Genomic DNA, 20,937 nt, shown 5'->3' on the forward strand with positions numbered 1-20,937 from the left:
TTAACCATTGTACTTAAGCGAATTTTTATAAAAAAGTAGATATCCTAAAATACAACCGATTTCCTGCTTACAGGTTTTATGTTATTAGATAGACAGCACTCCGATTAAAACACCGACAATTGTCATAACCACTGCTGTTCCTAACGCATATTTGACTGAAAAACGAATATGGTCACCTATATCAATACCAAGTAGCCCTACTAGTACGTAAATAGACCCTTGAAGCGGGCTTAGCAAGTGTAAAGGCTGTCCCAAAAGAGAAGCTTGTCCGATCTCTATTGGTTGGATGCCAAAGTGGGCAGCAGTCTCCGACATAATAGGAATAATCCCGAAATAAAACGGAGCATTCGCCATAAAAAATGTGAATGGCATACTTAGAATGGCAACAATAACCGTTAATCGAGGTCCAAGCTCATCTGGAATTACTGAAATTAGAATATCTGCCATAGCTGCAACGATTCCAGTTCCCTCTATAATCCCCGAAAATACACCTGCTGCAAATATCATGGAGACAACAGTTAATATGTTACCTGCGTGTGCATGCAAACGATCCTTTTGGTCTTGCAAGTTGGGATAATTCACAATCATAACGATCGCAAATCCAAGCATAAATAAAGCCTGTAATGGTAAGAAGCCCGTAAGTAAAGCTGCCATTATTAAGACGGTTAAAACCAGGTTAAACCAAAATAATGTAGGACGTTTTATTGATGCATCCATTCCTGTATCGAGGGTAGCGGCAATTTCTCCACTTAAATCTAAGTCAATGTAGGTAACCCCTAACCGCTTACGTTCACGCTGCCCGAGAAAATAAGCAACCAACAGAACCCATACCCCACCTGCAATCATAGAAGGAATTATTGGCACTAGCATTTCTAGTACATCTACATTTACTGCTGCAGCGGCTTGAACAGCCGGCCCTCCCCATGGTGTCAAATTCATTACTCCCATAGCTAATGCGGGAATACAGGCCAAAATAAGTTTGTTCATACCTAATTTTTCATACAATGGAAGAAATGCTGTTACGACAATAAGGTACGTAATTGTACCGTCACCATCCAGAGCGACGATCAATGATAAAACGGCCGTACCAAGTACAATTTTTAGTGGGTCGCCACCCACTATTTTTAAAATTTCCGATACGAGTGGATCAAAAAATCCAGTATCTATCAATACGCCAAAGTAAAGGATAGCAAAAATAATCATAATAGCAGTTGGCGCAATTTTCTCGAGCCCCGCCAACATCATTGGTCCTAAATCAGTAAAACCACCAATTAGCGCAAAAACGACTGGAACAATGGTCAATGCGTTGAACGCTGACATACGCTTGCTCATTATCAAATACATAAAAACCACAATCATTGCAAATCCCAAAAGTGCTAGCATTATATACTTCCTCCTTGTTTCATTGAGTTCCTCAGATTATATGTAAGTTTTTAGGAGATAACTCTTCTAGAGTGAACATCCGATAGTAACCACAAAGAAATATTCAAGCATGAAATGAACAGTGCCTTCCCTCCCGTTTGTAAAGGCTTACAAAATTAATAGACTATACAGTCAAAGGTAGGATGATTTAGCATCACATCACGGATAAAAATCATTTCTACCCCTTCTTGTCTTAAGCTCGTTGATAATTCAAAAGTTACTTCTCCAAATCCAATAAAGCCCAATCGCATTTTTATACTCTCCTCCTATTTTACAATCTATAAGATTTTATTTTCTCTTTTAACCAAAGGGGCTGCATGCTTCCTTCCACCATACCTTGCTGGCGTTTTTCCGTATACTTTCCAATGATTTCTATCCGGTTTTCTCCAAACCTAATTTTTTCCCTGCTTTAGCAAGAATCCTATAAACAGCCTGCGTGTCATTTTGTTATATTCTGTTTAACACATACAGTGGCACCGTTTTCAAAATTCCTTTTACAAAATCAAGGTTTAAGTATTTTTTAAGGGCTAAATGTTTTCCTTTAATTGCTTAGTAAAAATTAAATGTTAGTAATAATTATTACACATTATATATATGTTGTAATTTTTATAACTAAGGTAAATACATCTTATCATTAATATTGACGTAAGTAAACGCTTTTTTGTTGAATAAAGCATAGTTAATAGTGGTAAGCATTTAATCTAACAAACGAAAATGGATTTTATTGAAAAACCTGGCAGCCAAAATATTATAAATATTACTTACTCAAAGGGTAAATCCTATATAGAAAAAACAATACTGAATTTGCAAAAAGAAAAAGAATTCGAACCAAATGATCATCCAAAATTCTTTATTTCCGTAATCCTTGCAATTTCAACTCTAAATCAATCCTTCCCTATTCTCTACTCCTTCGTTTATTTTTTTAACAGCAGCAGGAGAAAGATGCTTTTAACTCCAGCTGCCGACACTGGTACATGGTTCCCTTATCCCTGCATCCAATGAAAACCCCCTTCCTCCCCAAGATAAATAACCTATATCTAAACGTTAGAGATAAAGAAAGCAGGCCATTCAACCAGAACCAGAGCGCGATACACAGCGGGTTACTCAAGAATAAAAATGATTTTTCAGTAGAGAATAGAAGAAATGGTATAAACAGGAGGGGACAAGAATGGCTTCAGAAATGAAGGAAAAATGCGGGGTATTTGGCGTGTTCAATCATCCTAAAGCAGCCGATTTAACATATTACGGACTTCACGCCCTGCAGCACCGGGGCCAGGAGAGTGCAGGAATCGTGGTTAGCGATGGCAAGACTTTTAAACACCACCGCGGGATGGGATTGGTTACCCAGGTGTTTTCGCGTGATATTCTCGATGGGATGGGCGGGAATATGGCTATTGGCCACGTTCGTTATTCAACCTCTGGGGAAAGCTTGCTGCAAAACGCACAGCCTCTCGTTTTTAAATATAGCGGAGGCGATCTGGCTGTGGCTCATAACGGCAATCTGGTAAATGCAAGGATAGAACGAAATGTGTTGCAGCAGCAGGGAAGCATCTTTCAAACAACAACTGATACAGAAATCATTGCCCACCTTATTGCCCGTTCCAGTAAAAACGGATTTGAGGAGGCGGCTCCTGATATTCTTACACGAATCGATGGGTCTTTCGCTTTGCTTATCATGACAGAAAAACAGATGCTCATTGCGCTGGATCGTCATGGATTGCGCCCTCTCAGCCTTGGAAGGATCGGTGAAGCGGTCATTGCTGCTTCAGAAACATGTGCTTTAAATGCTGTTAATGCTGAGTTCTGGCGGGACGTGGAGCCTGGAGAATGGCTTCTTATTGACGAAGATGGTATTCGAACCGGACGATTCGCTCCGAAAAGTGAATTATCTCTTTGTTCTTTTGAGTTTGTTTATTTTGCCCGGCCTGATAGCGTTATACACGGAAGAAGCATTTTGTCAATCCGAAAAGAATTAGGGAAAATTTTAGCAAAGGAACATCCTATACAAGCAGACGTGGTAGTCGCTGTTCCCGATTCTAGCATACCGGCAGCTATTGGTTTCGCCCAAGAATTAGGGGTTCCTTATGAGATGGGTCTGATCAAAAATCCATATGTCGGCCGTTCATTTATAGAGCCTACCCAGGAACTGCGCGAATTGGCTGTTCGCCTTAAACTGAGTGCCGTTCAAGAAATTCTTGAAGGAAAAAGAGTGGTGCTTGTGGATGATTCGATTGTAAGAGGAACAACCAGTAAACGAATTGTCCAGTTGATTCGGCAAGCTGGCGCTAAAGAGGTTCATGTACGCATTAGTTCACCGATGGTTCGCAACCCTTGTTTTTATGGAGTGGATATGCCCACAAAAGAAGAGTTATTTGCCAATAGACTAGAGCATGAGGAAGCAATGGGCGAAGCGATTGGAGCGGATACTTTAGCTTTTTTAAGTACGGAAGGTTTGTTAAAAGCAGTGGGTGTGAACCTGGAAGAAACCAGCAATCGTTGTATAGCTTGTTTCAGCGGGGCTTATCCGACCAATTTATATTTGAAGTGAGTAAGTGCCCGACAAAATTAATAGCTGCTGACTACCAACCCAACAAGGCATGTGTTTACACTAATTATGCCTTGTTGAACTTTCAGGAAAAGACCATACTTTTGACTCCGCTTAATTGTAAATACAAGAAATTTACAGGTCTCCGTTTAAATCATAAACTACTTATTTTTAGAGGAAATTCGTAATACTGATCGAGCTTTTCATATAGCTCTTCAAGGAATTCCTCTACTTCTTCCCGTTCATTCTGCCATTTTTGAATTTGATCTATTAACCCTTCAACCGATGTATTATGTAAATCGTGAATTACCCTTTGATCCACTTGTTCATATGTCTCGTCTATCAAATCATCCAATTTATCCCGTGCTTGTTTCAAATCAGAAATTTGTTCCGTTAGCTGTTTGAGAAGGGGATTCAACTTTCATACCTCATTTCATTTTTATTTCTATTGTTAAATTTGACGGAAAGGTACCGCTTTTATACCAATGATATCCCACTTAATTCTTTCTAATACAAAAGCAATTCAAGTTCCCTCAATATGTTTTTTACTCCCAAGTCTTGTCTGTTCATTAGCCAGTGGTATTTTACGGGGATTTCACCTATTATCAGTTCGTGTAATTCTTCTGACAACCGTTTGTTCGTCTGCTCTTTTTTATCACTTTCGGCGATTCATCCCCCACCTAGCAAGCTGGATCTTCTTTATCAGCAGGTTCCAGTGGCCAATCTATATATGGAACGGTTAAAAGACCGATGGATTATTCATATGAAAGATGCCCGGTTAAATGGTGTTTCTGTGGAGTTAGCTGACTTTATAAAACGTTCGGCTAAACAAGAACGTGTCGGTTATGTTCCGGAGTATGAGACGCTCAGTATTGAATCACAAGAGGAATTGCTGTCTGTTTCATTGTCCATCGATATTAAGGATTGACTGCGAAAAAAAGTGAATAGACAGGCAAGAGTATGCAGGATATTGCTACGGAGATCCTCGAAGAAGTTTATAAACATGAACAAGGTTAAAGCGGAGATAATGTTAATCACTTTCAAGAATTCAAATAAAGTAAAAGAACTGACTTATCTGAGTCAGTTCTTTTACTTTATTTCTGTAATTGTTTGGTCCCAATTTTGGTGAAGTGGAGAACCTATTTCAAAAGCTACGTGGAAAGAACCATATGATTTGAACCGCTGTATATTTAACATAAGTTTCGTACAGAAAGGTTTTCCGTCAAATGCAAAATCTGCTGGGATTTCTTTTAAATAAAGTTATATTTGAATTTACACATGATAAAAAAACATATACAGAATGTGAATGAATGCATACATACAACATTTTTAACGATTTTTAATGTTTATTTTTAACAATTGAACCGAATAGGCTCACTCCGATACCTGTTGTAGCGTACTATTATTTGCGAAATGTAAAACTATATAACTAAAGTAAAAATATAAATATGCCTTAACAGAAACACATAAAACCATGCTCAATTTGGGATTTGCAGTTTATTAAAAAGAATGTCACACTTTAAAAAATTAGCAATTGGAATGAATCAAGACGACTGAAAATCACTATCCTCTGGAGGAATAAAACCCCTTTACTATATTTTAGCAATCAATGGACTACGTTGTTTAATCTCTTGTATTGATAGATACAAACTATAATTCCCATAATCGAGAATCTTATTAAGGAAAAGATTTAATTTCTCTTGGGAATTAACTTTTATTTTTAAATGGTAACAGCCTTCTCCTGATACTCGATGAGCTTCAACCACCTCATTTTGATTATTAATAAAACGTATAAAAGAATCATGGTTTGCTGTTTTCATATAAATAACGACAAACGCTGTATAAGAAAGTCCTAATTTCATTTCATCAACTATTAGAGAATAGGCTTTAATTACACCACTTTCCTCAAGTTTTTTAATACGATTCCCTACTGCCTGCCCCGTCATATGAATTTGTTTCCCCAAGTCTTTCCATTGAACCCGTGAATTTTCGGTTAGTAACCGAAGGATTTGAAAATCAATGTTATCAAGTTCCATAATAAATTCCTTTCATTATGAAATGATTTAATACAAAAGTGTTTCATCAAAGTATCGATGAAAATCAAGGTATTGTATATCATCATACTTGTAATAATAATTTTTTAATGAGGTGGATAAAATGAGTACAGCTTTAATCATTGTCGATATACAAAACGACTATTTTCCAAATGGAAAAATGGAGTTAAGCAATCCTGATAAAGCAGCTGATAATGCTGCTAAAGTTCTTGAGTGGTTTAGACAAAATAATAAAGATAATATTTTTCATGTTCAGCATATCGCAGGCAGTCCAGAGTTAGGCTTCTTTCTTCCAAATACAGAGGGAGCTGCAATACATCAAACTGTTCTACCATTAGAACACGAAAATCTTATCGTAAAAAATTTCCCTAACAGCTTTTTAAAGACTGATTTGGAAAGCAAATTAAGAGAAAAAGGTGTAACCAAGGTAGTGGTTGTAGGTATGATGACGCATATGTGTATTGATGCAACAGTCAGAGCTGCAGTGGATCTGGGCTTTGAAACAACACTTATTGAAGATGCCTGTGCGACAAGGGACTTATCTTATCAAGATAAGGTCGTGCCAGCTGAACAGGTTCATTATGCTTTTGTCAGCGCACTTAAAAGTATGTATGCCAATGTTACTTCGACTGAGGATTTTCTACAACAATAAGCTAAAAAGATCTTGAAAACAACTAAAGAGCCTGGTAAATTTCGTAAAGAGTCCAGCTTGCAGACAAAGATTTTAATTTGAAAATAGTGTCTGCAAGCTTTTTCTTTCTATGTTTGGATTGTCATTTTCCACATGAATGTCATTGACCTCTTTTCGCTTTATCGTTCAGAGTATCTCGAAATAATCGGGCAATTTCTTCGTTAACTGCAGTCCTTTTTCCTTTAACTCTGGAGGGATCATTGTATTTTTAGGATTAGTGCTACTGTAGTATGCATTTGGCCAGCTGAAAGTCAGTCTCCAAAACGGGTCTTTAATAAACATTAGCGCCATAGTTCTTACGCCTGATTTCAGAAAGAGATCCTTTTTATCTCTGTTTTTCATAGGACACTCCTGGTATTTTATTAATTCGCTTTTGCAAAATTCCCCTGCTAAAAACACGTAAGAATGACCCCATAATTTCCATATCCTGCACGAATTTGGACATCTTGGAATCAATGCTGCGAGAATTTTGGTTCCCTCTGCATTTGTCTTCACTACATATTTCGCATTTAGAACTTGCCAGAACAGCAAAAAAGCTGCGGGGTAAACCTCGAAGCGTCATAAGAAATGTAGATATTATCATGATCTTAAAGAAAAGACACAAAACCATTACTAGAAAAAGGGTAGCATAGATGGATAAGTCAGGAGTTAAACAACTTCAAAAACCTTGATAAATCAATGTATTTATTGACTACATGTAGCCAATAAACTACAACTTTCTCCAACAATATTTTGTTAAATGGTAATTAATGTGTTTCCTTGAATTACCTAGTTTAGGAATCTCTACTTTTGGGGCTCCTTTAATTGGTTAGTTTGGCGACCGGTCAGTTAAAGGAGTAGAGCGGGGATAATACAAATCCTTGTGAACCTCCCCACCTAGATCAAAGATTTTGATGAAGCATCCCTTATCTTGAATACGGTACAGCATCAGCGGATTAAGCTTCCCTCAGAAGCCCGAGTGCATCATGGAGACTAATGAACGAAGACAAGGTCTGGGATGTCCTTATTGCCAGCTCAGGGACTTTTGCCTGAAGAGACAACCATTTCGTTTCCGAATTGAATTTTTGAAAAGCCCGGATAAAGTAACGGGCGCCGATGTTATAAGAGGCAGATAAATCCGCGTGTTAGGCTTTGCCTGTTGAAAACTTGGCAAGGTCTTATCATAAGGACAATCAATTTTGAGCCATACAATTTGCTTTCGGTTAAAAGGCTGACCATGATACTCCTCATGCTTAATAACTTGGGATAAGAAGCATTGCTTTCGTTACTGAATAAATTAGTAAATGGTTACAGGGAAAAACCCCATTTTAAAAATGGGGTCTTAACGCGGGCAGTATCCAACCATGTTTAATCGAGTTAGTGAGTCTCCAGAATGATGATAGAAGTGAGGCCTATCGGCATTAAGCCTGCTAGTCCAGCTGTCCCTGATTGCTCATGCTCATCTCTGTATTATTGCTTGAGGCAGCTATATGGATTTTATGGCTGCTTGGTCCTTTATGGATTACATTGACGGCTTGAATGCATCATCCAGCTGCCGAGCCATAAGAGCAGCAAAATGCTCGCGTGTCAGATTAACTCCCGGTTTAAAAGAGCCGTCTTTATAGCCAGCTGTAATACGGTTTGAAGCTAAGGAGGACACATAATTGTGTGCCCAATGGTTTTTTGGCACATCTGAAAACCCTGTCGGATAGTTTCCTTTCAAATTATAAGCAAGCGCAAGCATTTTAGCGGCCTGGGCACGTGTTAGCTGTCCGTTCGGATCGAACGTTTTTTGTCCTTGTGAATTCGTTTTCCCACTAATAAACCCGAGTTCTACAGCTTTTGCAACTTCTGCATATCCGTAATCTTCCGGTTGAATGTCTAAGAATCCAGGGTTTGGAACATGGTTAAAGTTCACAATTCCCTTTTCTCTTAAGATCATTTGTACAACTTCCAGCCTTGTGATGGAATCCTTCGGCTTGAAATACCCGCCCTCATGACCTTTAATGATTCTTCTTGAGGCTAAGAAATGAATTTCGTCCTTAAAAGAAATGACGTCTTTAAATTCTGTTTCAGTATCAACTTGAAAATTAGGTGTTGTTTCAGGTACAGTTCTTGCTTTTGTTGCCTGCTCAAAAGAATAAGCTAGTCCAAATAATGTTTGTTCACTGTATGCCGAACCCAAAAAAGAAATCCCTACAGGTAAATCTTCCTTCGTAGCCCCAGCCGGGACCGTAATTTCAGGAAACCCGGTAGCCGATGCTATATAACCAGCAGCGTATGTATCATATGCTTCACATACATAGGTCGGGTCTTCCTTATCGTATCTAGGAGAAGCTGGGCATGACAGGGTTGGAAAGACAATTGCATCTAAATTATTTTCTTTTAGTATTGTCTGTACTTCATTACGTACTTCAGGTATTTCCTTCATCAGTATGTTGTTATATTCCGGGGTATCCTTAAATACTGCTTGTGCCAGATCTTCCTTTAACCCTTCAAGCCGCGCCGGGTTAACAGGGGTTTCCGAGTTTACAACTTCTGGTGATTCCATGATTTTTATAACTTCTTCAAGCGTTTTCGGCTGACCTTCTGGAAGCCGGCTAAGATATTCTTCAAATTGGGATTTGAAATCTGCACTGTTAATCGGCCCAATAACAGGCGTCCAAAGATATTTCGTATTTTCAGAGAAAGATACTGGGACAACCTCTGCGCCTAGTTCTTCCATAGTCTCCAATGCTTTATTGTTAATTGAATCTACTTCAGCATTGTCTCCAAAAAATTCCCTCACTACTCCGATGCGAGCGTCCTGCAGAGCATCTTTGTTTAAATCTGCACTGTAATCTTCAATAATATGGCCTGCTGACTTCATTGTTTGAGGATCATTTCGATCGACTCCGGCCATAAAACTCAGCGCAATAGCTGTATCTGTTACCGTCCTCGCCATGGGGCCAGTCGTATCAAATGCCAAAGAAGAAGGAATGACGCCGCTTCGGCTTGTTAAGCCAAGAGTAGGTCTAATTCCAACCAATCCAGTGACATTTGATGGCCCTCTGATGGAGCCCGATGTATCTGTGCCTAAACCGAATACGGCAAAGTTCGCAGCAACTGCTGCGGCAGTGCCGCTGCTAGAACCAGAAGCATCCCGATTTAAATTGTACGGGTTTAAAGTCAAACCACCCAAGGAACTGTATCCTAATCTGCCATATGATGCGGCAAGCTCCGATAAATTTGCTTTGGCAATAATAATGGCACCTGCATCGGTCAGTTTTTTAATGGTAAACGCATCTTGAGTGGGATACGCATTTTTTAGCGCAACAGAACCAGCTGTATTAGGCAGTCCTTTTACGTCATAATTGTCCTTAACAACAATAGGAATACCATGGAGCTTGCTTCTCGGCCCCTTACTTTTTCTTTCTGCGTCCAGCTTTTTGGCTGTTTCGAGTGCTTGACTGTTGAGTGTTGTAATGGCATTTATTGTGGGCCCTTTTTTATCGTAAGCTTCAATTCGTTCTAAATAATAATGAACGAGCTCCTCAGAGGTAATCTCATTGTTATCTAAAGCAGCCGAGATTTCATCAATGCTTTTTTCAAACGGATCAAATTGAATTTCCTCTGCGGAAACATTTGATATTGGCATTAAGAGAATGATGAAAATAAAAGTGATAACAAATTTGAATGGATCGTTCTTTCTAAACATTATATTTCCTCCAAAAGTTATTTCCTGCTTCTGCAGTTTAATTAAACCTTTCATACTCCTTTCATGATAGTTATGTATACTTTAAATCTTGTAAGTACTACTTTATTCATAAAATAAATTTAAATCACAAAGCATGTCAGATAATCTGACATTTTTTTGGATCGTAACATCTTTATGAATATCCAGGCAGGATGCTTCTACCCTTGAAGAATGAGAAGGAATTAAATCTTTTATATCATAGATAGAACTTTCGAATGAACACCCAAAAACCTTTGATATTCCCTGTGCATTTCTAATGCTTCTTCTCACAAAGTTGACATAATAGAGATTTTTTCATCTAAAAATTCTCATGCTTGCTGATTATAGAGTTGAGTATCTGTAAATCTAATGTGGAGGAACGAATTTCAGAGATCAATTTTTGCATCAGTATAATTTTCTTATCCAGTTGTTGGCTGATTTTTAAGATACCCGGATCGGAGAAATCCGTGTTTTTCGCTAATTTGTACATATCGTAACGATCCTCTTCTATACTCTTTCTTAAATCTAGCGCGCTCTTTAAAAGCATAAATCTTATTTCCTTTCTCCCTATTAACTTTCACAGAATAAATACAAGTTTTAACTGAACACTTATATAACCTTTTATTTATGCGAGTATAGTTGTTAACATTAGCCTAAATAATCAAAGAAAAGAGCTGAAATCCAAATTTTTAGATAAAGCTTGTATTTCAGCTCTTTTTCCCATTACGTATTTAGCAAGAAGCTTAAACATTGCCTAAAGTAAAATTAGGAGCAGGAAAGTTGATCATTTCCGAAAGAATCCTGCATCCTTACATTTCCCTTTATGGTATGCTAAGCACTCTAGGAACTTTTATTCTATATATCCACCAGTACTCAAACATTTCGTCCGCGTGGCAGCTTACTTCTGCCTTCTTAACACAAAATAAAGGCTTTTTTCTGCTGCTCAATTGCCTCTAAGTCTCCATCTTATTACTCGGATGTCCCAACATCTCTTTTGCCGCAGTCAGGAAATTAACATCTTCTTTTTCCTCTATAATACGATGATTAAAATTTAGTGCAATCTGCACCTTTTACCTTCGCCCACTTCTGCTGATTTCGTTTGCATTTTATGCATACCAGGATTCTCCACTTACACAATGTTTAAGTTTGATATTGATAGCATAGATTTCACTATGTTGATTTCTTTTAACGTATTTGCCAAATCCCCTCATGGAAACCGCTTTCAATATTAGTTTACGTTAACCGACTTCATTTTTCTTAAAAACTGGTTGTGGTCTAGGCACTAACCAACCACTTCTATACGCAATGGCAAATAAGACGATGCTTACACCTAACAGTACAATAGAAAATAAGCCTCCCGTACCTCCCATTACCATAATTGGACCTAGCGTTATAATCAATATCTCAACAGGAACCATCCCAATATAACTAAGTGCATAATCGTTTAATGTAGAGCTCTTCGACTTCGGGTCGACGATACGGAGCAGTGCAATGCCTATTGCAACTGTTGCTGTACTCCATCCCCAGCCAAACAGGCCATTTTCAAACCAGTGTTGATGAAAGACTCTAGGTGCAAGCAGTTGGAATATTCCGTATGCCAAAGCCACTCCGAAAACAAATAGAACAGCTAACGGGACTGCGTAATCGACAACAACAGACAAATTGATAGAAGTCATACCAAATGCAACAATCAAATCTGTGGCAGTACCACTAATACGATCAATCACACGTTTATCTACATAGTAATCCGCTTTGGATTTTCTAAGCATTCCTTGTAATAACATTCCAACAACGAACGCAAGACTTAACAATGGAATGTTAATACCCGGAATAAGACTGTCAATCCAACCCTTTGCAAAATAGCTAATCATTACAACAACAGCAATAAGTGACACATGGAAGAATAATGGGTCGACGGTATTTGATTCTAGAGTATCATCGCCTGAAGAAACCCGTTCAGATTTCGAAACAAGACCTGTTCTTAGCGCAGGAGGCAAGTCTTTAAAATCTGAAATGAAATTTGTTTGATTTCTTTTCGTACTAAGCTTAATTAGTAGAAGCCCCCCAAGAACAGAACAAATAATTCCGACTGTTGCTGCTGTGTATCCTAGAGCAGTCGCCTCTTCCCAACCCATTGAACGAAACGCTTCGCCTACGGCTGCCGCTGTACCATGACCTCCAACGAATCCTGCACCCAATACTAATCCAAACCCGGGCGGTAGATCCCATATATTATTCATAAGGAAAAGTCCGAAAAATAATCCTCCTCCCCACATAATCAGCGTCAGCATCATAGCGTAAAACCACATATTCCGGACACGGCTAAATGTATCTTTCCACTTTACTTTTGCAGCGCCGATTGGAATAGCTCCAAATATGATGGCGATCAATACCGCCGGGTATTCTGAAAGAAGCGGAGAAAAAGGAAGTACATTAAACCCATTTGGCCCAAGCACTAATCCGAGTAGCCCGGCAATGATACTAGCGGGCAAAAATAGGTTTTGAATCATTGTTATTTTAGCTCTTAGAACAATTCCTACTAGAAGAAGGAGAGATATCAATCCTACATCGACAGCTAAGTCCCACATTGAAATATTCATTCTTTTCCTCCTTTAATTCCCTTTATTAACATTTAATAAATAAACAACGTATGGCAACCAAATAATCTTAACTAGAAATCATCATCTTATCCCACAAGCTTCTGCTAGAACCTCTACTAAGTGCAATGAACGAATGTCACTAGAAGATCCTTGCCTTTCTACCCCTAGCTTCATCTGTAACAAACACCCTGGATTCGTAGTAACAATTGTTGTAGCCTTCGTTTCTTTAACATGTTTCATTTTCTCATCGAGAATATTCATTGACTCATTGAAGTGCAAGATATTGTAAATACCTCCCGAAGCGCAGCATCTATCGCTGCCTTTCATTTCGATAAAGGTTGCACCAGGAACAGACTGTAATAACAGGCGGGGTTCATCTGAAACTTTTTGAACATTACGGAGGTGGCAGGAATCTTGGTACGTAATAATGCCGTGATATTCCTTTTGAAAAGGCAGTGGACCATATTGCACAAGAATTTCTGTAATATCTCTTGATTTACTTACAAAATCCTTTGCTCGTGCGTACCATTGTTCATCATTTTCAAACAATTTGTCATACTCACACAACATGGCGCCGCATCCTCCGGCATTGTTGATGTAATAATCGGCGCCCGATTGTTCAAACGCTTCAATATTTGCCTGTGCGAGTGTTCTTGCCTGGTTTGTAAGACCTTGGTGAGCGTGCAATGCCCCACAACAGTTTTGTTGGTTTGGAATAATGACCTCACATCCGACCAAACAAAGTAGCTCAACGGTTTGGCGATTGATTTGGTACATCATGGCATCCATGATACAGCCTGCAAAAAACGCTACACGTGCTTTCTTTTCTCCCTTTGCCGGAATTGTAGATCCCCACTTATTTCGTTTTCCTGGAAACTCTAAACGCGGAAGCACTTTTTCAAATTGCGCCATTGGTTCTGAAATCTGATTGATTGCTTTTGTTTTTCGTACTAACTTGTTCACACCGGCTTGCTGGTATAACCAAGTGACATTGCCGATCAGCCTTAATCGTCCTTTATGCGGAAATACATTTTTAAGTATGGTATCTCGTAATTTGCTTTGAAAATTCGACGACTTTTTTATGCGTTCTTCTTGAACACGTGCTTCCTCCTGCTTTTCTGCAATCACTTCTTTTGCTGCTTCATATATCTTTGCGTATGGTACATCAACAGGACATGCCACCTCACAGGCACGACACCCGAGGCATAAGTCAATTGGTTTGGCCAGATCTTTTTGAATATCAATTTTTCCTTCAGCTGCCATTTTGACAAGATTGATTCTTCCCCGCGGGGAAGCTGATTCTTTCCCCATTGATTCGTAGGTTGGACAAGCCGGTAAGCAATATCCACATTGTACACACTGGTTGGCTGCATCATATGATAAATCTCTTAGCTTTTCTGCATATGGATCTTGGAGTCTTAATTCATGCTTTGGAGGACATGTAGTCATGCTCTTAATACCACCTTTGTCTGGCCTGGCTTCGGAAAAATTTTACCTGGATTTAGTATATTGTTTGGATCCCATGCTTCCTTAATCTTTTTCATCATCAACAAACCTTCTTTTCCAAGCTCCAGTTCCATATAAGGTGCTTTTAGCGTTCCAATTCCGTGCTCTCCAGATAAAGTACCGCCTAATGAGACAGCCGCTTCAAAGATTTCGCTAACAGCATCTTCAACACGTTTCATTTCCTCTATATTTCGTTTATCAGTAATAATGTTTGGATGGAGGTTCCCATCTCCGGCATGTCCAAATACTACAAGATTAAGCTGATATTTTTCTCGAATTTGTTTCAACCTTTCCATCATTTCTGGAATCTTGCTTCTTGGTACAGTCGCATCTTCCGATATTTTGGTAGGACCCATCTGAGTAATTGCAGGAGAAACCATTTTTCTTGCTTTCCATATCTCCGCACGTTCTTCTTCTGTTTGAGCCACTTTAACATTTGTTGCTTTTTCCTGGTAACAGAGCTCTTCACATTGTTTGATTTCCTCTTCAATTGCGCTAGGATGTCCGTCGACTTCAATGATAACCAGTGCCTGTGCATCAAGAGGCAATCCACTAGGCTGATAGTTTTCCACAGCTCGTATACAAGCGTTATCCATTAACTCCATTGCCCCCGGCAAAATACCTGATGATAAAATTCTCGTTATAGCTCGACCTGAATCTACCAGATTATCAAACGAAGCAAGCAACGTTTTTCTTGCCTTCGGCTTTGGAATTAAGCGTAAAATGACTTCGGTTACGATTCCTAATGTGCCTTCTGAACCGACAATTAAGCGGGTTAGGTCATAGCCGGTTACATTCTTGACCGTGCTTCCGCCGGTGCGGATAATTTCGCCTGTTGGTGTAACAACCTCCAACCCAATCACATATTCCTTTGTGGTGCCGTACTTTAATCCCTTTGGCCCGCTGGAATTCTCTAGTAAATTCCCTCCAATTGTTGATACGTGGGAACTGCTGGGATCAGGCGGATAAAATAATCCAACTTCTTCTGCACTTTTATGAACCTCTGCTGTTATTACACCGGGAGAAACAATCGCAAGTAAATTTTCTCGGTCGATGATGTGTTTTTTATTTAATTGTGACAAATCCAATACCATTCCTCCTTCAACAGGAAGGGGACCCCCGCTTAATGATGTTGCGGCTCCTCTTGGATAAACTGGTATAAGGTATTTATTTGCCATCTTTACTAACTGGGCGATTTCTATACTATTACTTGGCTGAATTACAATATCCGGCAAATATTCTCCGAAAGAAGCGTCATAACTGTAAGAATACCGTTCTGATAGATCGAGAAAGATTCTTTCTTCAGGAACAATATCCCTTATTCTGTCAATCACTTGTTGTTGCAAACTATTCACCCCGCTATATATGTTATATTCCTAACAGCTGTTTTGGGTTTTTCACGATCATTGTTTCGATTTCTTTTTCTGAAATACCACAGTCCACCATTTCTCCAACAAAATTACTTAACGCTTGAATGGGTGGAATATTATGCTCTTGTCCATAATCAGTAACAAGCACGCAAGACTCTGCTCCAATTTCCCTAATGCTATGTGCCATTTCCTCAACCGTTAAATCTTGAAAATCTTCACTGCAAGCTAAATAACATTTTTCTAGAATGGCTCCTTTTCGAGCGAATTCTTTCTGCATTTCAAGAGGAACCGGCGCAATCCCCAGATCGGCATGCTGAATCAAAATCTTTCTGACATTATGTTCTAGAGCCGCGTCAAGTAAAACATCCACTTCTTCTGCTGACAAATGACCTGTTGCAACCGCTATATCTGCTTCTGCAATAAGTTGCAAAATTTCATGAACCTCAGGCAGGATCTTCCGGTTTTCATCCCATATTTCTAATCCTTTTTCAGGGTTCTCTAATGGACGTTCACTGTTAAAAAATCGAGTTTTCTTTTTACCGAAATGGCAACAGTGTTCATTTGACGAAACAGTTGGCATCCAGATGACCTTTGCACCTAGACGAATGGCAGCATCAACTGTGGCTGGTGACAATCCACCCGAGAAATGGTTGCATACTAATCCTCCATAAACATCTATTTCCGGTTCTTTTAAACGGATTAGTGCAGCCCGATCAACCGTTTGAGATTCGTGCGATTTTAAGACGACCCCCGCCATACCGGCCTTTTTCACATCTTCGATCAATTCCCAATCAGTTTGTTTTCTGGGAAACATACTAGGGTAACTATGACAATGTAATTCGATAGCGTCTTTTAATAAAGGATGAAACGCCATATATAAACCTTCTTTCAATAATTATTTATTTACACTTATTATTTGCAAGAAGTGTGCCAGTTTTCATAACTGTTTTTATATACAAAATGATGATTCTTGAATGTTGATTTGTAAAAATTCTTTTACATTTCAAAAAATTATTTAACAAAACACAAAAACATTCCCTGTGTAATTTGTATTCTTAGAAGTTACAAAATAAATAATGGGGTTTCTAAGCCCCTTGCCTGTAGTGAACCTTTCCGTCTAATTACAAAGTAATTTGAAAGAGCTATTGGCCGGTAATACGACAAAATAAAAAATACACCTTCTGTAAGGTGTATTTATTGAACAAAATATTTATTTAGTTTATACAGAAGACGCTGTCTTGAAACGCCTAATTTTCTTGCTGCTTCTGCTGCATTTCCATGGTTTTCTTCTAAAGCGGTAAGAATGATTTGTCTTTCGATTTCCTCCAGTTGCTGTGGAAGGGATTTATTAGGATCAGTTGGAAACTGTTCATTATTCAATGTTGTCTGTTTGTTTTTCTGGATTTCACGCGGAAAATCTTCCAATGATAAGTTTTCTCCTCTACATAAAACTACTGCTCTTTCTAACGCATTTTCCAGCTCCCTTACATTTCCTGGCCAGCAATAATTGGACAAGTTATTCATTAGTTGCGGAGACACTTGAAAATTTTTATTATATTTCTTTCTGTATCTTCGTAAAAATCCTTCGATAAAAATAGGAATATCGTCTTTTCGGTCTTTCAAAGAAGGAATATATATATCAACAATATTTAAACGGTAATATAAATCTTCTCTAAACGCCCCTTCTTGTACCATCTTCTTTAAATCTCGATTTGTTGCTGAAATAATCCTGACATCTACTTGTTTAGTTTTATTGCTACCTAAACGCATAAAAGACTTTTCCTGGACAACTTGTAACAATTTGGATTGCAGGGGCAATGAAACCTCCCCAATTTCATCTAAAAAAATCGTTCCTCCATTTGCCGCTTCAAATTTACCTTCGCGGCTTACATTTGCTCCTGTGAAAGCTCCTTTTTCGAAACCGAATAATTCACTCTCTAATAACTGTTCGGGGATAGCAGCGCAATTTACTGCTATGAAGGGTTCTCCGTTCCTATTACTTAGCTTGTGAACCATACGTGCAATCATACTTTTTCCTGTTCCGCTTTCTCCATGCAATAATAACGTCGCGTCCGTAGCCGCTACTCGTTCTACCATTTCAAATATCTGTTTCATTGCTAAACTAACACCTATTATCCCGTTTTGGGATTCAAATTCCTTTAGTTTTTCCTTTAGGTGGATATTTTCTTGTTTCATTCCTAACCACGTGGAAGCCTTCTCAATCACGACTTGAATTTCATTCATTTTTACAGGTTTGGCGAGATAATCAAATGCACCCGCTTTCATTGCTGTCACAGCACTTTCAACTTCGCTATATGCCGTCATAATAATAAAAATCTTGTGGGGATATAAAGGTATAAATTCTTCAAGTAATTTTAATCCCGTTGTATCCGGCAGCTTTAAATCAAGAAACACGATATCAATTTCCTTCTCTTTTATTGTTTTTCGTGCTTCCTCTCCGTTAGCTGCTATATAAATGGTATAGCCTTTTTTGCGAAAGAAAGCTGATAAAATTTTTAGCAACTTGATTTCATCGTCGACAAAAAGAATGCTTTTCATTGAAAGTCCCCTTACTGTAGAATATTTGGCAAATAAATAAATATAGATGTTCCCTCTCCTTCTATACTAGTTGCCCGAATATTTCCGTTATGCTGGGTGATGATTTCATGAGCGATTGAAAGACCTAATCCAGTTCCTTCTGATTTTGTTGAATAAAAAGGATTAAAGATCCACTTCAATTTCGATGCAGGTATTCCTTTTCCACTGTCTTTTATTTCTATTTTCCAGCCATTCTGTTCGGCATTTACATGAATATAAAGTGATCCTCCATGTTCCATAGCTTGAAGACTGTTTAAAATAATATTTAATATCACTTGTGTTAATCCATTCTTGTTTCCATAGACTAATGCTTGTTCTACTTCATATTGACGATAAACCATAATATCCTTGTCACTGACGTTTTTTCGAAGCAAATGCAATAATTCGTCGATAGTCTGAACTATATTTATAATTTGACTTGTTCCCTTTTCATCACCCTTTGATAGCTTCAAAAAGTCTGTTAATAGGCGGTTCATACGATCAGCGGACTCTAAAATATCGCGAGTATATTCCGGAATAGAAGAGTCATCCAATTCACCATCTTCAATTTCAAACTGTATGGCTTCAGCTGCGGCTTGGATGATACTCAATGGATTTTTCACTTCGTGAGCTATCCCTGCAGTTAATTGACCAAGTGAAGCAAGACGCTCGCTTTGTTTTAAATATTCTTCCAGTTTTTTTATTTCACTTACATCTCGAATCACTAAAATTGATCCGACAAGATCATCCTTTCCTCCGTTAAACAGTGACGAATAAAGCCTTACATCGTGCTTTTGTTGTTCTTTATCGTAAATATAGCTCTCTACTTCTTCAAACGCTTTTCCCTGCTTTAATGTCTTATATAAAAAAAATTCTTCCTTTTTATTTTTAATTGGAAGCTCAAAAATTGATTGTCCTACAGCTTCTTTCCGAGAGAAAAGCGTCAACTTTTCAGCTCCCTTATTAAATGTAGTGATTCTTCCATTTTGATCGGTTGTAATAACACCATATGGGATTGATTCAAGAATATAAAATAACTTTCTCTCCTTCTCAGTTAAAGCCTTAGCCATTTGAGCCATTACAAGAGACAAATCCTCTAGCTCATCCCCTGTTTTAACTAAATCAAAATCTGATCTTTTGTTTTCTTTATATTCTTTCACCTGCTGAATTAAGCTTAAAACAGGTTTAACGACCCTCGAAGTTCCAAAAATGGTTAATCCAATAGCGATTATAAATACAAAAATAAATCCTTTAAGCAAAAGCATCATAACCGACTTTGCAGGCAGCATCGCCTGATCGATCGGCTCAGCTACAATCAAACCGACATTTCCCAGGGACAATGGCCGATAGGCTGCAACCATATTTTTATCAAGCAAATCCCCGTTCCACAAACCATATCGCTCTTTCTTTAAATATATTCCTAAGGGATGCTCGCTGATAGGTTGACCAATGTAATGATTGTTTGTATCAGCAATAATGGATCCCTTGCGATCAATCATAAGGTTTACCCCCTGTTCGCCAATGGTATAAGCTTGCAAGTAGGTTGATAGAACTTCAAGGTTTAAAAATGCGATGACTCCTCCTTTGTATTTTCCATTCTCGTCTACAGCAGGGGAAGCAATACACAATGTTTCTCTGCCATCTGGAAGCGCTATTAAATTTGAAACATAGGAAGTTTTACTCCAAGATATTCTCTCTGTTACTTCTTTAATTTGAATACCTGTAGAAAAAGGAATATCAGGTACTTTAACCAATTCCTTTCCTTCTTCGTCAACAGCTTGAATAAATAGGTAAAGCGAATCCTTAGTAACCATACTTTCGATTTCGTCTTTATAAAAATGATAGCTTTTTTCATTATAAGTGAGGACAAAGGGAGAGACTTCACTCGTTTCAGTAATGACACGGTTCATAAGTACTTCAATGTGTGTGCTGAGAGTTTTGGTAATTAATTCATCTCGGTACTCAATTTGTGATTTAACTGATTTATTCGTCACATAATTCGCTATTCCATAGATGGAAGATAGAACGAATAAAATGACAATCAGTACAATAAGTAAATAACGTTTTGTCAGTGTTGCTTTGAATATATTCATTACTTTTTCTCCCTCAATAAATCTAAAAGCGACATATATTGATATTCTCTCTTACAAGCTTTGTTTCTGATAAGTTAGTCGGAAAAATAAGAATATCAACCTTGTACAAAACTTCTTTGTTACTAGTTGTCACCATGATTAAGATTTCCATTGAGTATCGCAGCCTTCTTCCCAATCCAATGGCCGACCCGTTACTCTACACCCGAATTATCCATTATTAACCAGATACAATTTGGTGGTCCTTGCTAAACAAATATGTATTTACCGTTTGGCAATTTGTTCAAATACTTCCATTATCTTTACTGAAAGGGTATTCAAAAGCTTGAATTGCATCGGAGGGGGCATAATATTATCTATAGGCTGCTGTTTTGGTCGGTCTTTATAA

The 20,937-nt window shown here is 38.2% G+C and carries 16 protein-coding genes; 3 read left to right on the plus strand and 13 right to left on the minus strand.

Going from position 1 to position 20,937, the window contains the following annotated elements; genetic code table 11:
• Positions 1–84: 84 nt before the first annotated feature.
• Positions 85–1,383, minus strand: a complete 1,299-nt coding sequence (locus L2D08_RS20385; protein ID WP_242236658.1) for a CitMHS family transporter — start codon at positions 1,381–1,383, stop codon at positions 85–87.
• Between the two features lie 155 nt (positions 1,384–1,538).
• Positions 1,539–1,673 carry a hypothetical protein gene (locus tag L2D08_RS24130; RefSeq protein WP_255822062.1) on the minus strand — a complete coding sequence of 45 codons (135 nt, stop codon included), beginning with the start codon at positions 1,671–1,673 and terminating at the stop codon, positions 1,539–1,541.
• A 917-nt stretch (positions 1,674–2,590) separates the two neighbouring features.
• On the opposite strand from L2D08_RS24130, the gene purF reads away from it, so the two are divergent.
• Positions 2,591–3,970, plus strand: a complete 1,380-nt coding sequence (gene purF, locus L2D08_RS20390; RefSeq protein WP_242236661.1) for an amidophosphoribosyltransferase — start codon at positions 2,591–2,593, stop codon at positions 3,968–3,970.
• Positions 3,971–4,121: 151 nt separating this feature from the next.
• On the opposite strand, the gene L2D08_RS20395 is transcribed toward purF, so the two are convergent.
• Positions 4,122–4,385 (minus strand): hypothetical protein, encoded by a 264-nt coding sequence (locus L2D08_RS20395; RefSeq protein WP_242236664.1) that lies wholly within the window; start codon positions 4,383–4,385, stop codon positions 4,122–4,124.
• A gap of 297 nt (positions 4,386–4,682) precedes the next feature.
• On the opposite strand from L2D08_RS20395, the gene L2D08_RS20400 reads away from it, so the two are divergent.
• Positions 4,683–4,895 carry a hypothetical protein gene (locus tag L2D08_RS20400; protein ID WP_242236667.1) on the plus strand — a complete coding sequence of 71 codons (213 nt, stop codon included), beginning with the start codon at positions 4,683–4,685 and terminating at the stop codon, positions 4,893–4,895.
• A 664-nt stretch (positions 4,896–5,559) separates the two neighbouring features.
• On the opposite strand, the gene L2D08_RS20405 is transcribed toward L2D08_RS20400, so the two are convergent.
• Positions 5,560–6,003 (minus strand): Lrp/AsnC family transcriptional regulator, encoded by a 444-nt coding sequence (locus L2D08_RS20405; protein ID WP_242236670.1) that lies wholly within the window; start codon positions 6,001–6,003, stop codon positions 5,560–5,562.
• Positions 6,004–6,124: 121 nt separating this feature from the next.
• On the opposite strand from L2D08_RS20405, the gene L2D08_RS20410 reads away from it, so the two are divergent.
• Entirely contained in the window at positions 6,125–6,673 is a 549-nt protein-coding gene (locus L2D08_RS20410; protein WP_242236671.1) for a cysteine hydrolase family protein, read from the plus strand.
• A 165-nt stretch (positions 6,674–6,838) separates the two neighbouring features.
• Here L2D08_RS20410 and L2D08_RS20415 read toward each other — a convergent pair whose 3' ends face one another.
• The 9 genes from L2D08_RS20415 to L2D08_RS20455 form a co-directional block, all read right to left on the minus strand.
• Positions 6,839–7,054, minus strand: coding sequence for a hypothetical protein (locus tag L2D08_RS20415; protein WP_242236677.1), 216 nt, complete (start codon positions 7,052–7,054; stop codon positions 6,839–6,841).
• A 1,159-nt stretch (positions 7,055–8,213) separates the two neighbouring features.
• Entirely contained in the window at positions 8,214–10,388 is a 2,175-nt protein-coding gene (locus L2D08_RS20420) for an amidase family protein (protein ID WP_242236680.1), read from the minus strand.
• A 337-nt stretch (positions 10,389–10,725) separates the two neighbouring features.
• Positions 10,726–10,953: a Spo0E family sporulation regulatory protein-aspartic acid phosphatase gene (locus L2D08_RS20425; RefSeq protein ID WP_255822063.1), complete on the minus strand. Its 228-nt coding sequence runs from the start codon at positions 10,951–10,953 to the stop codon at positions 10,726–10,728.
• 691 nt (positions 10,954–11,644) lie between these two features.
• Positions 11,645–13,006 carry a sodium/glutamate symporter gene (locus L2D08_RS20430; RefSeq protein WP_242236683.1) on the minus strand — a complete coding sequence of 454 codons (1,362 nt, stop codon included), beginning with the start codon at positions 13,004–13,006 and terminating at the stop codon, positions 11,645–11,647.
• A gap of 81 nt (positions 13,007–13,087) precedes the next feature.
• Positions 13,088–14,455 (minus strand): (Fe-S)-binding protein, encoded by a 1,368-nt coding sequence (locus L2D08_RS20435; protein WP_242236685.1) that lies wholly within the window; start codon positions 14,453–14,455, stop codon positions 13,088–13,090.
• Complete coding sequence (locus tag L2D08_RS20440; RefSeq protein ID WP_375337624.1) at positions 14,452–15,867, minus strand: FAD-binding oxidoreductase; 1,416 nt, start codon at positions 15,865–15,867, stop codon at positions 14,452–14,454. The genes L2D08_RS20435 and L2D08_RS20440 overlap by 4 nt, the downstream gene beginning before the upstream one ends.
• Positions 15,868–15,880: 13 nt before the next feature.
• Entirely contained in the window at positions 15,881–16,756 is an 876-nt protein-coding gene (locus tag L2D08_RS20445) for a DUF6282 family protein (RefSeq protein WP_242236689.1), read from the minus strand.
• Positions 16,757–17,076: 320 nt separating this feature from the next.
• A complete protein-coding gene (locus L2D08_RS20450; RefSeq protein WP_242236691.1) occupies positions 17,077–18,441 on the minus strand; it encodes a sigma-54-dependent transcriptional regulator in 1,365 nt (454 codons plus the stop codon).
• 11 nt (positions 18,442–18,452) lie between these two features.
• A complete protein-coding gene (locus L2D08_RS20455) occupies positions 18,453–20,552 on the minus strand; it encodes a PAS domain-containing sensor histidine kinase (RefSeq protein ID WP_242236693.1) in 2,100 nt (699 codons plus the stop codon).
• Between the last annotated feature and the right edge of the window lie 385 nt (positions 20,553–20,937).

Source organism: Domibacillus sp. PGB-M46, from assembly GCF_022668875.1.
In the GTDB taxonomy this organism is placed as follows: domain Bacteria; phylum Bacillota; class Bacilli; order Bacillales; family Domibacillaceae; genus Domibacillus.

Excerpts from the sequence above, each read along its gene's own strand:
- L2D08_RS20385 (WP_242236658.1), bottom strand. The coding sequence starts at position 1,383 with ATGCTAGCACTTTTGGGATTTGCAATGATTGTGGTTTTTATGTATTTG.
- L2D08_RS24130 (WP_255822062.1), bottom strand. The coding sequence starts at position 1,673 with ATGCGATTGGGCTTTATTGGATTTGGAGAAGTAACTTTTGAATTATCA.
- purF (WP_242236661.1), top strand. The coding sequence starts at position 2,591 with ATGGCTTCAGAAATGAAGGAAAAATGCGGGGTATTTGGCGTGTTCAAT.
- L2D08_RS20405 (WP_242236670.1), bottom strand. The coding sequence starts at position 6,003 with ATGGAACTTGATAACATTGATTTTCAAATCCTTCGGTTACTAACCGAA.
- L2D08_RS20410 (WP_242236671.1), top strand. The coding sequence starts at position 6,125 with ATGAGTACAGCTTTAATCATTGTCGATATACAAAACGACTATTTTCCA.
- L2D08_RS20415 (WP_242236677.1), bottom strand. The coding sequence starts at position 7,054 with ATGAAAAACAGAGATAAAAAGGATCTCTTTCTGAAATCAGGCGTAAGA.
- L2D08_RS20420 (WP_242236680.1), bottom strand. The coding sequence starts at position 10,388 with ATGTTTAGAAAGAACGATCCATTCAAATTTGTTATCACTTTTATTTTC.
- L2D08_RS20425 (WP_255822063.1), bottom strand. The coding sequence starts at position 10,953 with ATGCTTTTAAAGAGCGCGCTAGATTTAAGAAAGAGTATAGAAGAGGAT.
- L2D08_RS20430 (WP_242236683.1), bottom strand. The coding sequence starts at position 13,006 with ATGAATATTTCAATGTGGGACTTAGCTGTCGATGTAGGATTGATATCT.
- L2D08_RS20435 (WP_242236685.1), bottom strand. The coding sequence starts at position 14,455 with ATGACTACATGTCCTCCAAAGCATGAATTAAGACTCCAAGATCCATAT.
- L2D08_RS20445 (WP_242236689.1), bottom strand. The coding sequence starts at position 16,756 with ATGGCGTTTCATCCTTTATTAAAAGACGCTATCGAATTACATTGTCAT.
- L2D08_RS20450 (WP_242236691.1), bottom strand. The coding sequence starts at position 18,441 with ATGAAAAGCATTCTTTTTGTCGACGATGAAATCAAGTTGCTAAAAATT.
- L2D08_RS20455 (WP_242236693.1), bottom strand. The coding sequence starts at position 20,552 with ATGAATATATTCAAAGCAACACTGACAAAACGTTATTTACTTATTGTA.